A 14,964-nucleotide genomic window follows, 5' to 3' on the forward strand; every position below is an offset into this window, starting at 1 on the left:
CGCCGCCGGCCCATATCACGCAAAGTGAGGGCATTATGCGATGACGTTATAAAGCCTCCGCTCGCGCCACGCCTGTATTACCGCCAGGTGCCTTGCTCGCGCGCTGTCGGCCAACGTTGCCCGCAACCGCAAGGTTTGCCCAGGGGAGGCCTGGGCCAGGCGCGCGTACGACAAAGGGGTCAAAGCGCCCAGGCGCGGGTAGCCGCCGATGGTCTGGCGGTCGCTGCCCAACACGATGGGTTGCCCGTCCGGGGGAACTTGTACGCCACCCAATGGAATCCCCTCCGACACCAGCGGCGGCCCCTGGTAGACCAGCCGAGGCCCGAGCAAGCGCGCCCCCATGCGGTCCGCGCGGCTGTCGAGGGTCCAGTCCTCGTTGAAGGCTGCGAACAGGCTTTGCCCGGAGAAGCCCGCCGCCTGTGCGCCCATCACCACCTCCAATGGCTGGGCCAGGCTCAAGTCCGGAATCTCCGCCACTGCGACCGGCGCGCCGTGCGCGAGGCCTTGGTAGTTCAAAAGGTCCGCCGCCATTAAAGGGCTGCCCTCCCCGCGCAAGCCGCCGAGCCCATCCCGCGCCACCGTGGCCACGCTGCCCAACGCCGCGGGTGCGGTGAAGCCCCCCGGCGCGGCCAAATAAGCCCGCACGCCTTGGACCGGTGCACCAAACGCCAGCCGCTGGCCTCGGCGCAGGTTGAAGCTGCGCCAAGGCAACAGGGCCGCGCCGTCCAATGTGGCCTGGAGGTCGGCGCCGGCCAGGGCCAGGTGGCAGTCCTGCTCGGCGATCAACTCAAAGCCGCCCAGCGTGATCTCCACCACCGCTGCGCCCACGCCGTTACCCAGCAACCAATTGGCCCAGCCCATGGACAGCCAATCGGCGGCACCGCCTTGGGTAATGCCCAGATGGCGCACGCCGAAACGGCCGGCGTCCTGCAGTTGGCACATCGGATGGCTTTTTTCGATATACAAGCGGCTCACGAAACCCCTCCCAGGGGCGTGACATCGCCGCCCAATTCCACGAAACGGTACCGGTCCACAGCGTGGAAACGCACGCTGTCCCCTGGGCTGAACAGGCTTTTACCTTCGGCAAAAAGCGTTACCGGGGTGCGCCCCAGCAGGTTCCAGCCACCCGGAGACACGCTGGGGTAAACGGCGGTCTGCCGCTCACCGATGCCGACGCTGCCCGCCGCCACCCGCTGCCGCGGCGTGGCCAGACGGGGTGCGGCCAGCGCCGGCTCCACCAGCCCCATAAAGGCAAAGCCAGGGGTGAAGCCCAGGGCGAACACCTTGTAGGCCTTGGCGCAGTGGCGGCGGATCACCTCCTCCACCGCCAGGCCGCTCAACTCCGCCAGCCGAGGCAAGTCCGGGCCCACGCTAGGGTCGTACCACACCGGCACCACATGCTTGCGGCCGCCTCCCAGCGCGACGGGGGTCAGATCGGCGACGGCGCGCAGCACTCGCTCGCGAGCCTCGCCGGGGCTGAGCGAAAGCACGTCGAACTGCACCATCACCGTGGTATAGGACGGCACCGTGTCGATAAGCGCCGCGCCAAAGGCCGCGCGCAGCCGTTGGTCCAGGGCCAACAGCCAGCCGACATTGGCCTCGTCGATACCCTGGAACAAGCGGACCATCAACGCATCCAGGGCGATGGTTTCCACCTCACCGGCTTGCCCTTCGCCGAAGGTAAAGCGCACGCCGCTCATGCCCGTTGCGCCTCTAGGGCCTGGCGGATCTGCCGCACGGCAGCAATCGAAGCCGGGTTGTCGCCATGCACACACAGGGTGTCGGTGTGCAGCCGCAGCGCGCTGCCATCGCGGGCGACCAACGCATCGCCACGGGCCAGCGTCAACGCTTGTGCCACCACCGCATCCGCCTGTTCATGTACCGCGCCCGGCAAGCGTCGCGAGACCAGATGACCGCTCGCCTCGTAGGCACGGTCGGCAAAACTCTCGAACCATAACGGCACCCCATGCTCGGCCGCCAGGGCAAGCTCGGCGCTGTTATCCCGGGTCGCCAACAGCACCAGCGGCATGCGATGGGCCGCCACCGCGCGCAGCACCGAAGTAAGGATCGCCGGGTTGGCCATCATGTCGTTATAGAGCGCGCCATGGGGCTTCACGTATTCCACTCGGCTGCCTTCCACAGCGCAAAAGGCTTGCAGGGCGCCGATCTGATAATGCAGCAGGTTTTCGATTTCCTCGCCGGAGCAGGCCATGGAACGACGGCCGAACCCGACCAGGTCCGGGTAGGCCGGGTGGGCGCCGATGCGCACCCCATGGCTCACCGCGAGCGCCACCGTGCGCCGCATGGTGGACGGGTCCCCGGCGTGGTATCCGCAGGCGATGTTGGCGCAGTCGATCAGCGGCATCACCTCGGCATCCAAGCCCATATGCCAGGCGCCGTAGCTTTCGCCGATGTCGCAGTTGAGAAGAATCATGGATGGCCGCTCCAGCCGTGGGGGAACCACGCCAAGGTAGAAGCGCGCGCGCGGGGCGGTCAACTTAGAAAAAACGGGCGGGGGGTGATAGGAAAAGGTTAAGGGGGCTATACGGATCGCGCCCACAGTGTACAAGAGCGATCTGAAGGCATACTTCGGAATATTGGCTATCCAGCGCTCCAATTTATTTAGCAACACGATGCCGGGCCACGCTTGATTTAATCCGATTACGTGGCCAGGCAAGTTATCGTCGTTCGCAGCATGAAAAGTATCTGCAATTGCCTTTAGATATTATTTCCAGTTTCTGGAACCGTCGAAATAGAGGGAATTCTTTGCCAAGTATTGTCTCGACCACCAAAGCAGCGACATTATTCGAAGCAGCTTGCAATTGGCTATCAGTAAACCCCTGACCTAACCTTAATAAAACTTGATAGCGATTGTACTCTCTGATGAGAGAAAACAAAGCTCTGAATCCACTAACAATATAACTTCTCACCATATGGTGGTCGGGCGAACACTTTCGTCCAACAAAGCCAATCGCGCTCAATTGGCCCACTACGTAGACATCTGAAACGTTATCTAGCGGCTTCAACGCCATCAACAATAAGCCAGCACGAGATCAACAATCGACAATATGGATGAATAAACAGCCCCAACGGCATCCGGCTTATCTCCAGTTATCGCGATTACCGCTCCCGAAACCGTAACTACCGTCGCTCTGATCTTGCATCAAAATTGTGCTCATATAATCAGCTCCCTGCTTGCTTCAGCTCTTCAACTATAAAATTGTGAATTTTTTGCCAATTGCTTCTTTGAGACATAGGATAGTCATACTGAACCAAAACTCCCTCAACCAGAACAAATGATACGAAGCAGCGCTTGGAAAGATCGTCGCAATCGACTAAAAATGGGCCCCCATCCGGATTTTTATAACTTTGATCGATTGGCACCCCCGCAACACCACCATTGTGATAATAATTTTTAATTCCTATTCTTTCATCTATATTTTCGGATGTGTATTTGCCATGTAGCTTATTGAATATATGGGATTTTTCCCCGCCGACAGAACACTGTAGCCTTATAAACAGTACTCTTGGCTCTACTACATTTGCCCCGAATATCTCGGGATATCTATCAGCCAGATCCGGAATGTTATACTCGCTTCCCGCCCATATTCCTTCAATGTACTCCGCAGGCTGATTTTTCTGAGGGAACGCCAAATACATGTTATGAAAAATTATTTTATTATTGCCTTTAAATTTAAATTCCTGACCTGCTATCCAGACGGGCGACGCTCGAGTTGGTCTTTCATGAGGACGTGGGGTAGGCGTTCCATATTTCTGTTGGGATGCGCTATCTGCAAGATTCATACACGTATTCTCGGTAGTTCCTGAGATATACACGGCATCCACGTGCTCTCTCTTACAAGCCACGATCAACAAACATAAAGAAGCAAAACCAAGAAATTTAACTCTATAGAGGCCTCTTGAAAACCAAACATTAGCGATCATATTGGTCACCTATCCTCTAAAATTTTATATTCCTGCCAAATCATGCCCCATCGACAGCAGCATAGACAGTTCAACGCTCTCGCAAACTTTCCCCAACATGTTGCTCAAGCGGACTCAAGAAATAATCCACAACCCGACGTTCATCCGTCTTAACCTCAACCGTCACCGCCATCCCCGGACTTAGCGCCATTTCCCCCATCCCACCCGATAAGTGACTCTTATCCAGCCTCACCTTAGTACTGTAAATAAGCCCCCGCTTCTCATCCTCGATAGCATCATCGGAAACACTACCACTTCACCCGCAACGGTTCCGTACTTGGTAAAGGTAAAGATTTCAACTTTTACACTAACTTTCTGCCCTGGATGAACGAAACCAATGTCTTTGTTCTCCAGCATGGCCTCGACCTCGACTGGCTGGTTGTCCGGCACCAAGGTGAGCAGTGGTTGCGCCGGGGCCACTACCCCGCCCACCGTGTGCACGTTCAATTGCTGAACCATCCCGCTAACGGGCGCCTTGAGCGTGGTGAGGAGGTCCTGATACTGCGCTTTGGCTCTCTTCCAAAAAGCCAATCGCGCGCTCAATTGGCCGATCAAGTAAGCATCTAAAACGTTATCTAGAGACTTCAACGCCATCAACAATAATCCGACATCGGGATCGATAATTGACAATAGAGATGAATAAACATACGAGTAAGCCCCAACGGCATCCGGCTTATCTCCAGTTATCGCGATTACCGCTCCCGAAACCGTAACTACCGTCGCTCTGATCTTGCGTCAAAATTGTGTTCATATAATCAGCTCCCTGCATGATTCAGCTCATCAACTATGAAATTGTGAATTTTTTGCCAATTATTTCTTTGAGACATAGGATAGTCGTACTGTACCAATACTCCCTGAACCAAGATAAATGATACAAAGCAGCGTTTTGAGATATTGACGCAATCGACTAGAAACTGGCCCCCATCTGGGTTTTTATAATTTTCATCGAGTGGCACCCCCGTAACACCATCATTATGATGATAGTTTCTCATTCCTATTTTTTTATCGACACTTTCGGATGTATATTCATCATAAAGCGTATTAAACATATTGGATTTTTTTTCGCTTATAGAGCAATGCAGGCGAATAAATAATGTTCTGGGCTCTACTACGTCCGCGCCAAATACTTCTGGGTATCTTTCAGCCAGATCAGGAATGCCATAGTCGTTTCCCGCCCATATTCCTTCAATGTATTCCGCAGGCTGATTTTTCTGAGGCCTCGCCAAGTACATATTCCGAACAATTATTTTATTATTGCCTTTAAATTTAAACTCATGATTTGCTATCCAGACGATCGACGTTCGAGGTACTCTTTCATGGTTGCGAAAAGTAGGTTCTCCATATTTTTGTTGGGATGCAGTATCCGCAAGCTTCATGCACGAATTCTCAATAGTTCCTTCAATATATACGTTATCCACGTGCTCTCTCTTACACGCCAAGATCAATAGAATCAAAAAAACAAAACCAGTTAACTTAACTCTACATAAAGCTCTTGAAAACCAAAAATTAGCAATCATTCCCGGACACCTATCATCTAAAGCTCAATGAATTACTTATTCTTTCTAAATGATACTGTATCGACAAATATAGGCACCTCATCGCTCCCTCAGACTTTCCCCAACATGCTGCTCAAGCGGACTCAAGAAATAATCCACAACCCGACGTTCATCCGTCTTAACCTCAACCGTCACCGCTATCCCTGGACTTAGCGCCATCTCCCCTATCCCACCCGATAAGTGACTCTTATCCAGCCTCACCTTAGTACTATAAATAAGCCCCCGCTTCTCATCCTCGATAGCATCATCGGAAACACTCACCACTTCACCCGCAGCGGTTCCGTACTTGGTAAAGGTAAAGGTTTCAACTTTCACCGTGACCTTCTGCCCAGGACGAACAAAAGCCAATGTCTTTGTTCTCCAGCACCGCCTCGACCTGACTGGTGGGTTGTCAGGTACCAAGGTCAACAGCGGTTGCGCCGGGGCCACTACCCCGCCCACCGTATGGACGTTCAATTGCTGAATCGTCCCGCTAACGGGCGCCTTGAGTGGAAGCCACTAAATCGACGGTCGGGGCATAACCAGCTTTGCGTTGGGAAACGGTCTGCTGAGCCGCATTCACCGCTTTGTCGGTCGCAAGCAATTGCAGGTTCTGGCGCACGGCGGTCTCTACCCACTCCCGCGGGTGGCTAGGGACTGGAGATTCGGTGGGCAGTTGGTGGCCCGTGCCAACGATCGAAACGTAGTTAGCGTTGGTCAGGCGCGACAACGCCTCGTAGGCGTCATCGACCTTGCGCTGTGCGAGCTGGCGGTTCGCGCGGGCGTTGTCGTAGGCCGCTTGGGCGTCGTACACATCGGTGATACTGGAAGCGCCGTCTTCCAGCTTGCCTTGTGCCTGGTCGCGCTGGCGAAGCAATGCGGCCTCTTCGGCCTTTGCGGCCGCGACGGAATCCAGCGCACGTAGGGTTTCGAAATACGCCTGCGCCGAAGTCAGGATCAGCGTCTGTTCTTTCGCCGCCAGTTCCAGTTCGGCCTGGTCAACAGACGCCTGCGCCGCCTTGAGCTGGTACCAACGATCCGCGTGGAACAGCGGCTGGCTCAGGTTGGCTTGAAAGGTATTTCCGCTGCGCTCGCGAACGAGCGCGGGGTGGTCTCGATCAAGGCGCGTGATCTCGGTTTTGGTACCCGCGCTGATGTTCGGCAGCAGCCCAGCCACAGCCTGTGGAACGGCTTGCGCTTGCCCCTTGAACGCGTGGCGCGCAGCAGAGAGCTGAGGGTCATTCTGCACCGCCGCCTGATACACACCGAGCAAATCGGCTCGTGCGCCAGATTCGCTGGCCCCCTGAGCCGTGGCGAGTACAGGCAGCAATGCCAGGGTGAGAGAAACGACACGAACAATGCCAATCCGACGTTGCATTTCCAATCCTTTGAAAGGCCCTAATACGGCGCTTCGCGCCGGGGGCTGATGTCCACGGAAATGCTTTCGGCAATGGGGATCCAAACTTTAATATTTATATAAACGAACCAGCTTGACCAAGCCACCGGCTGCCCGGCCAACCGTCACAGCCCGCTCGCCGAATCCATAGCACCCTCCGCAATCACCCCCCGCGCCAACCCCACCACCCTTTCCGCCAGTTCCATCCCCGGCCCACTGCGCCAGGACGCGATGATGTCCATGGGGGGTGGCGTGGGAATGCCCTCAATCAAGCTCAGGCTGCCGTCACGCAAGTGGGCGTCCACCAAGGGCAGCGGCAGTGCGCCGATGCCGAAGCCGTCGCGTACCAGGCGAATCACCGCCGAGGCAGAGTTGACACAGTTGATGCGGCCATTCATCAGGCCGGCGCCGTGGAAGAGGTTGAGCAGGTCCTGATGAGGCCGTGAGTTGCGGGAGAAGGTGACGATGCGTTCGGCGGCCAGCGCGTGCAGGTCAGGGTAGGGCCGGTCCTGCGGGGCACCGCGGGCGACCACCCACTGCATGGGATAACGGTCGAGCAAGGCATTGCGCACGCTGTCCAGGCGCACGATGTCGGTTTGCAGAATGATGTCCTGGTAGCCCTTTTCCAGCTGCTCGCAGAGGTTGCGTGCGGTGTCGGCGGTGATCTCCACTTCCACCCCTGGCCAGGCCGCCCCCAAGCGGGTGACCAGGGTGCTGAGCCAGGTGTGGATGACCGTGTCCATGGCACCGATGCGCACGTGCCCTTGGGCCAGGGTCGGGTCTTTGAGGGCGGCCTTGAGTTCGTTCAGGGTGTCGACCATGCGCTCGGCATAATCCAGCACCCGCTGGCCTTCCGGGGTGAGGGTGACGCCCTTGGGATCGCGCACGAACAGGCGGGCACCCAGTTCCTCTTCCAGGGCGGCGATGCGGCTGGAGATGGACGCCTGAGTGGTGCAGAGCTTTTCGGCGGTGAGCCGAAAGCTGTTGAGCCGGGCCACCCAGACGAAGGTTTCGAGGAAACGGATGTTCATGTGGGCCTGGCCCTCCGCCGGCAGCGATCAAGAAAAAGCTATCAGGGGGCATGGGATTTTCTCGCTGGACGCCAACGCCTGCCCCTTTCAACAATCCCCCCATAACAACAGGGGGCTCCCCGCCCTTGCAACAATAAAAAAACTTGCTTCTGCCGACCGCGGCCCCGGCCGCACTCAAGGGCACACATCATGAACGAAACGCTTAACTTCTGGCCGCTGGCCGGTGTCGCTGTCATCGTCCTCGGCTTCATCCTTCGCTTCAATCCCATGCTGGTGGTGGCCATCGCCGCCGTGGTCACCGGCCTGGCCGCGCACTTTCCCGTGGAGACGGTGCTGGCCAGTATCGGCACTGGCTTTATCAAAACCCGCACCTTGCCGTTGATCATCCTGCTGCCCCTGGCGGTGATCGGCCTGCTGGAACGCCATGGCCTGCGCCGCCATGCCCAACAATGGATCGGTCGCTTTGCCCGGGCCACCGCCGGGCGCCTGCTGATCGGCTACCTCTTCGTGCGGGAGATCACCGCTGCACTGGGGCTGACCAGCCTGGGCGGTCATCCGCAAATGGTGCGGCCGCTGCTGGCGCCCATGGCCGAGGGGGCGGCCGTGGCCCAGCACGGCGCCCTGCCCGCCCAGGCCCGGCAGCGCTTGCTGGCGTTCTGCGCGGCCACCGATAACATTGGGCTGTTCTTCGGCGAAGACATCTTCGTGGCCTTTGGCGCCATCGCGCTGATGCATACCTTCCTGCTGGGCGTGGGCCTGGAAGTGGACCCACTGCACATCGCGGTCTGGGGCATTCCGACGGCGATCAGTGTGTTCGTGATCCACAGCCTGCGGCTGTATCGGCTGGACCACTATCTGGCGCGCCACGGGGCTGTGCAGCCTGAAGGCGAGAGGGCTTCGGCATGATCCTGTCCATCCAATACCTGTACTGGCTGGCCGGCGTGATCCTGGCGATCACCTGTGCCATGACCCTGGCCGACCGCGAGCACCCTCGCCGCTGGCGTAGCGGGCTGTTCTGGGGGCTGTTCGCCGTGGCCTTCCTGGTGGGCGAGCGGTTGCCACCGGCAGTCGTGGGTGTAGGCGTGCTGCTGATGGCCCTGTTGGCGGGTTGCGGGGGCGTGGCGGTGGGCAGCTATCGCCCGTTGGCAAAGCAGGCCCAACAGGCGGTGGCCACGCGCCTGGGCAACCGCTTGTTCATCCCCGCCCTGGCGATTCCTTTGCTGACCGTGGCACTGGCGCTTGGGCTGAAGAACGTCAAGCTAGGGGAGCGCCTGCTCCTGGATCCGGCCAACACCACCTTCGTCGCCCTCGGGGTCGCCAGCCTGGTGGCGCTCGGGCTGGCCTGCTGGCTCACCCGGGACACCCCGCTGCAGGCCATGCGCGAGTCACGGCGGCTGACCGAGGCCTTGGGCTGGGCCCTGGTGCTGCCACAAATGTTGGCCATGCTGGGGCTGATGTTCACCGACGCAGGCGTCGGCAAGGCCGTGGCGTTTCTCGCCAGCCATTACATCGACATGGACTACCGCTTGGTGGCGGTGATGGTCTACGTGCTGGGCATGGCGCTGTTCACCATGATCATGGGCAATGGCTTCGCCGCCTTCCCGGTGATGACCGGCGGCGTGGGCGTGCCGATCCTGGTGGGGGTATATGGCGGCAACCCAGCGGTGGTCGCGGCCATCGGCATGTTCTCTGGCTACTGCGGCACGCTGATGACGCCCATGGCGGCTAATTACAACCTGGTGCCAGCCGCCCTGCTCGAACTGCCGGACCGTTATGCGGTGATCAAGGTCCAGGTGCCGACCGCGCTGGCGATGCTGGTGGTCAATACGGTGCTGCTGTACGTGCTGATGTGATGGGCTGGGGCTCAAATAGCGGGCGCAAGGGGCGGCTCACACGCGGCGAAACGCAGCGCCACCCGTAAACCGCCCAGCGCGTTGGTCGCCTGCAGGGTCCCGCCCTGGCGCTCGACGGCGTGCCGGGCGATGCTCAGGCCAAGGCCAAAGCCGCCATCGCCCGGGCGCGCCCCGTCCAAACGGGTGAATGGTTCGAATATCCGTAGCAGGTCGGCTTTGGCCACGCCGCCGCCTCGATCCTGCAGGCTCAATTGCCAAAAGGCCTCGTCACGCTCCGCAGAGAAGGTGATCTCGGCGCCGGCTGGCGAATGCCGGATCGCGTTGCGCAAGATGTTTTCCAGCGCTTGGGCGAGGCTGTCCAGGTGGCCACTCACCCAGCAGTCTTCAGGCACCGCACAGCGCAGCCGCTCAGGCGCCCAGCCGGTTTCGAAGGCAGCGTCCTCGGCGAGCATGTCCCATAGGGCCTGCACCTGAATCGGTTGCAGTGCCGGCGGCCGGCGCTCGGCGTCCAGCCAGGCCAGCTGCAGAGTGTCCTCCACCAGCCTCTGCATGGTATCGACCTCCCGCGCCAACCGCTCGCGCAGGCGGTCGCTGTCCGGTTCTGCCTCGCAGGCCACGCGTAAACGGCTCAAGGGCGTGCGCAGCTCATGCGAGAGGTCGCGCAGCAACCGCTGTTGCATGTTGACGGTTTCGCGCAGGCGCTCGCCCATGTCGTCGAAGGCGCGGGCGAGTTCGCCCAACTCGTCACGGCGAGCTAGGGCCTGTGGTGCCAGCCGGGTATCGAGGCGGTCGGCGCGCCATTGTTGAGCCTGGCGCCGCAGTTGCTCCAAAGGCGCCACCAGCGTGCGGTACAGCCCCGCGCAGAGCAGCAGGGTAAACAGCGCCGGGACGATGCCCTTGGTCAGCACGTGGGAGAGAAACACCTCACGCCCTGGGGTGAAGCGCGGGGGTAACTCGATCACCAGGTTCCCCCGCGCCGGCGCCACAGGAAAGGGCACCCGCAGCCAAGGCGCTGCCCGGCTGCGATGGCTCACGGGCCAATCGATCCCGCGCAGGAAGGTCAAACGCTGGCGCTGTTCAGGGGTCAGGGCAACCCCCCCGAGGGGCGCCAGGTCAGCGCCGATCGCGGTGACGAACACCCCTTCGCGGGCGGCGATTTCACCGAGCAACGCATCCAGGCCGGCCGTGCCGTGCTCGTCGTAAGCCTGTTCGGCAGCCCTGGCATACCCACCGAGGGTGGCCCGCGCCTGGGCCGACAAGGATGCCGTCTGCGCCTCCAGGTATCGGCCCCAGGCCCAACTGAGCCAGATCATCAGCAGGCAAAAGCCGATCAACAGCGCGGCGAGTTTCCAGAACAGTGAATGGCGACCCGGCATCTCAATCGCCGCTCGCACTGAACACATACCCCCTGCCCCACACCGTGCGCAGCTCATGCCCCAAGTAGCCTATGACCTTGAGCTTGCGGCGGATCTGGCTTACGTGCATGTCCAGGCTACGGTCGTGGCGGGCATAGCCACGCTGCAGCACATGCTGGTACAGGAAGGGCTTGCTCAACACATCTTCGGCATGCCGCTGCAACGTTTCGAGCAGGCGGAATTCACAGGGCGTAAGCCCGGCGGGCTGGCCTCGGTAGCGAACATCCTGGCGCTGCTCCTCGAAGCACAATTGGGCAGCGGCGGCGTCGCGCGGGGGCAGGCCACGCTCCAAGGCCACCCGGCGCAGGATGGCCTCCACGCGCACCTGCAGCTCATCGAGGCTGAACGGTTTGGGCAGGTAATCGTCGGCACCGCCGCGGAAGCCTTCGATGCGGTCCTGTTCGGCACCCAGCGCCGACATCAGCAGCACCGGCGTGCGGTTACGCTGGCGCAACCGCGTCAACACCTCCAACCCGTTCATGCCAGGCAGCAGCACGTCCAGCAGCACCAGGTCGAACGGTTCACGCAGCGCCAGTGCCAGCCCTTCGTTGCCGTCACGGCACCATGTCACATGCAAACCGGCCGCGCCGAGCCGATCCCGCACGAACGCGCCGAGCACGGGATCGTCCTCCACGGCCAGCAAATGAGCTGCGGATCCATTCATAAGACGTATTAGCACCCGCGAAAGATTCTCAGTGCCATTATTCTGCAATATCGTAGCGCCAGCAACGAGCGGAGCGACGGGCGGCACTGGCAGGTGCATGGAGGGCGCCGGCAGGGTATGGTGCGGCAAACCACGGGGGTAGCCCCGGCGACTGAGGTGCGGGCGTGTTGAGGAAACTGGGAATCAAGGGGCGGGTCATTCTGCTCACGATGTTGCCGGCCAGCCTGCTGGCGGTGTTGCTCGGCGGATATTTCACCTGGGTGCAGCAAACCGAACTGCGCGGCCAGTTGCTCGGCCGCGGCGAAATGCTCGCCGGCCAGCTGGCGCCGCTGGTCGCCCCGGCGCTGGCCTCGCGCGATACGGCGCAGCTCGAACGGGTCGCCGCGCAGGCACTGGAGCAAGCTGACGTGCGCAGCGTGACCTTCCTCGACGCCGAGCGCGGGCTGCTTGCCCATGCCGGGCCAAGCATGCTCAATGCTGCCCCCAGCGGCAGCGCTGGCAAGCTTGCACAGCGCAGCGGCAGCGACGCTACCCGCTACTTGCAACCGGTGTTCGGTCGTGACCGGGACCTGGCCGGCGCGCAGGTGCCCGATGAGGCCGACCGCCTGCTCGGCTGGGTGGAAATCGAGTTGTCCCACACCAATACCCTGCTGCGCGGTTACCGCATGATGTTCGCCAGCCTGATGCTGATCGCCACCGGGCTTGTGATCACCCTGCTGCTGGCGCTGCACCTGGGCCGAGGCATCAGCGCTCCGCTGGGACATATAAAGCTGGCCGTCGCGCGGATCAAGGAAGGCCGCCTGGACTACCGCCTGCCCACGCTGGGCAACCATGAACTGGACGAACTCGCCGCGGGCATCAACCGCATGGCGCAATCCCTGGAAGAGGCGCACGACGAACTGCAGCACAGCATCGACCAAGCCACCGAGGACGTGCGCCAGAACCTGGAAACCATCGAGATCCAGAACATCGAGCTGGACCTGGCGCGCAAGGAGGCCCTGGAGGCCAGCCGGATCAAGTCCGAGTTCCTGGCCAACATGAGCCACGAGATCCGCACCCCGCTCAATGGCATCCTGGGGTTCACCCACCTGCTGCAAAAGAGCGAGCTGACCCCGCGCCACCTCGATTACCTCAACACCATCGAAAAGTCCGCCGACAGCCTGCTGGCGATCATCAATGAAATCCTCGACTTCTCGAAGATCGAGGCCGGCAAGCTGGTGCTCGACAGCATTCCGTTCAACCTGCGCGATTTGCTGCAGGATACCCTCACCATCCTTGCCCCCGCCGCCCACGCCAAGCAGCTGGAGCTGGTCAGCCTGGTGTACCGGGACACGCCGGTGGCCCTGGTGGGCGACCCGCTGCGGTTGAAACAGATCCTCACCAACCTGGTGAGCAATGCCATCAAGTTCACCCGTGAAGGCACTATCGTCGCCCGCGCCATGCTCGAAGACGAAGGCGGCAGCGAGGACACCGCGCAACTGCGGATCAGCGTTCAGGACACGGGCATCGGGCTATCCAACGAGGATGTGCGCGCCCTCTTCCAGGCGTTCAGCCAGGCGGACAACTCACTGTCCCGGCAGCCCGGCGGCACCGGCCTCGGTTTGGTGATTTCCAAGCGCCTGGTGGAGCAGATGGGCGGCGAAATCGGTGTGGACAGCACCCCGGGCGAAGGCAGCACCTTCTGGATCAGCCTGACCCTGCCCCGCGCTCGCGAAGACGCCGAAGACCTGCCCTCGCCGCCGCTGCTCGGCCGCCGGGTCGCCCTGCTCGAGCACCACGACCTGGCGCGCCAGGCGCTGGAGCACCAACTGCAAGACCTTGGGCTCAAGGTTGTCGCCTTCAATGCCTTGGAGCGGCTGGCCGAGGCGGTCACGGCGGCGCGCCTGGGTGGCCAGCCGATCGAACTGGCGGTGTTGGGCGTCACCAACCAGCAACAATCGGCCGAGCGCCTGCGCCCGTATCTGCGTGAACTGCAACAGCAAGGCTGCCACGTGCTGGTGCTGTGCCCGACCACCGAGCAGGCGGGTTATCACTCGGCGGTGCCCAATCCGCATAGCCAGCTGCAGGCCAAGCCCGCCTGTAACCGCATCCTGCGCCGCGTGCTCAGCGAACTGGTCAGCCCAAACCGGATGCAGCCGGCGCTCGACGACGCGCCCACGGACCGACCACCACGCATCCTGTGCGTAGACGACAACCCCGCCAACCTCTTGCTGGTGCAAACCCTGCTCGAAGACATGGGCGCGTTGGTGCAGGCGGTCGACAGCGGCCAGGCCGCGCTGGAGGCGGTGCAACAGCGGCCGCTGGACCTGGTGCTGATGGACGTGCAGATGCCGGGCATGGATGGTCGCGAGACCACCGAACATATTCGCCAGTGGGAGGCCGCGCGGCCTGGCTCGGCACTGCCGATCGTCGCCCTGACCGCCCATGCGATGGCCAACGAAAAGCGCGCGCTGCTGCACAGCGGCATGGACGACTACCTGACCAAGCCGATCAGCGAGCGCCAGCTGGCCCAGGTGGTGCTCAAATGGACTGGCCTTTCCCTGCGCGGCCAGCCTGCCGAGCGGCTGAGCGAGTGGTCCAGCGGCGAGGGCGAAGAGCAGATCATCGACCACGAGGAAGGCCTGCGCCTGGCGGCCGGCAAGGAAGATTTGGCCGTGGACATGCTCGCCATGCTGCTAGCGGCGCTAGACGATGACCGCCAGGCCATCCACGCGGCCCGGCAAGACAACGACCGCCATGCCTTGCTTGAACGCATCCACCGGTTGCACGGCGCCACGCGCTACTGTGGCGTGCCACAGCTGCGTGCGGCCTGCCAGCGCAGCGAGACCCTGCTCAAGCAGCAGGACCCCGCCGCCGACGCAGCGCTGGACGCCCTTGACCAGGCCATCGTGCGGCTGGCGGCGCATGCCAGGGTGAGTGCCTAGGCTGAAGCTGGCGCCGCCCTGGGGTTAGCAGGCTGCACCCGTTCCCAAACAATCCCCCTACCCTGCGGCGGGGGGCGAAGCCCGCGAAACGGCGGCACCTGGGTTGCTAGGGCTCTCGCATCGGCCGGCCGCCCCGAGCCTACAGTCGCGCACGTGGGCCAC

General features: G+C 61.3%; 11 protein-coding genes and 3 pseudogenes. 3 read left to right on the forward strand and 11 right to left on the reverse strand.

The window, feature by feature from the left end; translation table 11 throughout:
- Nucleotides 1-33 precede the first annotated feature (33 nt).
- The 9 genes and pseudogenes from OGL93_RS16735 to OGL93_RS16775 form a co-directional block, all read right to left on the reverse strand.
- Nucleotides 34-975: a biotin-dependent carboxyltransferase family protein gene (locus tag OGL93_RS16735; protein ID WP_263263927.1), complete on the reverse strand. Its 942-nt coding sequence runs from the start codon at nucleotides 973-975 to the stop codon at nucleotides 34-36.
- On the reverse strand, nucleotides 972-1,700 hold the full coding sequence (locus OGL93_RS16740; RefSeq protein WP_263263928.1) for an allophanate hydrolase subunit 1: 729 nt from the start codon (nucleotides 1,698-1,700) through the stop codon (nucleotides 972-974). Before OGL93_RS16740 ends, OGL93_RS16735 begins: the two co-directional genes overlap by 4 nt.
- Nucleotides 1,697-2,434: a 5-oxoprolinase subunit PxpA gene (locus OGL93_RS16745; protein ID WP_263263929.1), complete on the reverse strand. Its 738-nt coding sequence runs from the start codon at nucleotides 2,432-2,434 to the stop codon at nucleotides 1,697-1,699. The genes OGL93_RS16740 and OGL93_RS16745 overlap by 4 nt, the downstream gene beginning before the upstream one ends.
- Nucleotides 2,435-3,183: 749 nt before the next feature.
- Nucleotides 3,184-3,945: a hypothetical protein gene (locus OGL93_RS16750; RefSeq protein ID WP_263263930.1), complete on the reverse strand. Its 762-nt coding sequence runs from the start codon at nucleotides 3,943-3,945 to the stop codon at nucleotides 3,184-3,186.
- A gap of 70 nt (nucleotides 3,946-4,015) precedes the next feature.
- Nucleotides 4,016-4,554 (reverse strand): annotated as a pseudogene (locus tag OGL93_RS16755) (HlyD family efflux transporter periplasmic adaptor subunit); the annotation flags it as partial.
- Nucleotides 4,555-4,739: 185 nt separating this feature from the next.
- Entirely contained in the window at nucleotides 4,740-5,501 is a 762-nt protein-coding gene (locus OGL93_RS16760; protein WP_263263931.1) for a hypothetical protein, read from the reverse strand.
- Between the two features lie 78 nt (nucleotides 5,502-5,579).
- Nucleotides 5,580-6,029: pseudogene (locus tag OGL93_RS16765) on the reverse strand (HlyD family efflux transporter periplasmic adaptor subunit); the annotation flags it as partial.
- A 1-nt stretch (nucleotide 6,030) separates the two neighbouring features.
- Nucleotides 6,031-6,897: pseudogene (locus OGL93_RS16770) on the reverse strand (TolC family protein); the annotation flags it as partial.
- A 143-nt stretch (nucleotides 6,898-7,040) separates the two neighbouring features.
- Complete coding sequence (locus OGL93_RS16775) at nucleotides 7,041-7,946, reverse strand: LysR family transcriptional regulator (RefSeq protein WP_263263932.1); 906 nt, start codon at nucleotides 7,944-7,946, stop codon at nucleotides 7,041-7,043.
- 189 nt (nucleotides 7,947-8,135) lie between these two features.
- On the opposite strand from OGL93_RS16775, the gene OGL93_RS16780 reads away from it, so the two are divergent.
- On the forward strand, nucleotides 8,136-8,852 hold the full coding sequence (locus OGL93_RS16780; protein ID WP_263263933.1) for a DUF969 domain-containing protein: 717 nt from the start codon (nucleotides 8,136-8,138) through the stop codon (nucleotides 8,850-8,852).
- Nucleotides 8,849-9,799 carry a DUF979 domain-containing protein gene (locus OGL93_RS16785; RefSeq protein WP_263263934.1) on the forward strand — a complete coding sequence of 317 codons (951 nt, stop codon included), beginning with the start codon at nucleotides 8,849-8,851 and terminating at the stop codon, nucleotides 9,797-9,799. Before OGL93_RS16780 ends, OGL93_RS16785 begins: the two co-directional genes overlap by 4 nt.
- An 11-nt stretch (nucleotides 9,800-9,810) precedes the next feature.
- Here the strand turns inward: OGL93_RS16785 and OGL93_RS16790 are convergent, their stop codons facing one another.
- Together OGL93_RS16790 and OGL93_RS16795 are read right to left on the reverse strand one after the other, a co-directional pair.
- Nucleotides 9,811-11,175, reverse strand: coding sequence for a sensor histidine kinase (locus OGL93_RS16790; protein WP_263263935.1), 1,365 nt, complete (start codon nucleotides 11,173-11,175; stop codon nucleotides 9,811-9,813).
- A gap of 1 nt (nucleotide 11,176) precedes the next feature.
- Nucleotides 11,177-11,878 (reverse strand): response regulator transcription factor, encoded by a 702-nt coding sequence (locus tag OGL93_RS16795; protein WP_263263936.1) that lies wholly within the window; start codon nucleotides 11,876-11,878, stop codon nucleotides 11,177-11,179.
- Nucleotides 11,879-12,042: 164 nt separating this feature from the next.
- Between OGL93_RS16795 and OGL93_RS16800 the strand changes: the two genes are divergently transcribed.
- Nucleotides 12,043-14,802, forward strand: coding sequence for a response regulator (locus tag OGL93_RS16800; RefSeq protein ID WP_263263937.1), 2,760 nt, complete (start codon nucleotides 12,043-12,045; stop codon nucleotides 14,800-14,802).
- Nucleotides 14,803-14,964: the final 162 nt, after the last annotated feature.

It is taken from the genome of Pseudomonas sp. RIT-PI-S (assembly GCF_025642975.1).
In the GTDB taxonomy this organism is placed as follows: Bacteria; Pseudomonadota; Gammaproteobacteria; order Pseudomonadales; family Pseudomonadaceae; genus Aquipseudomonas.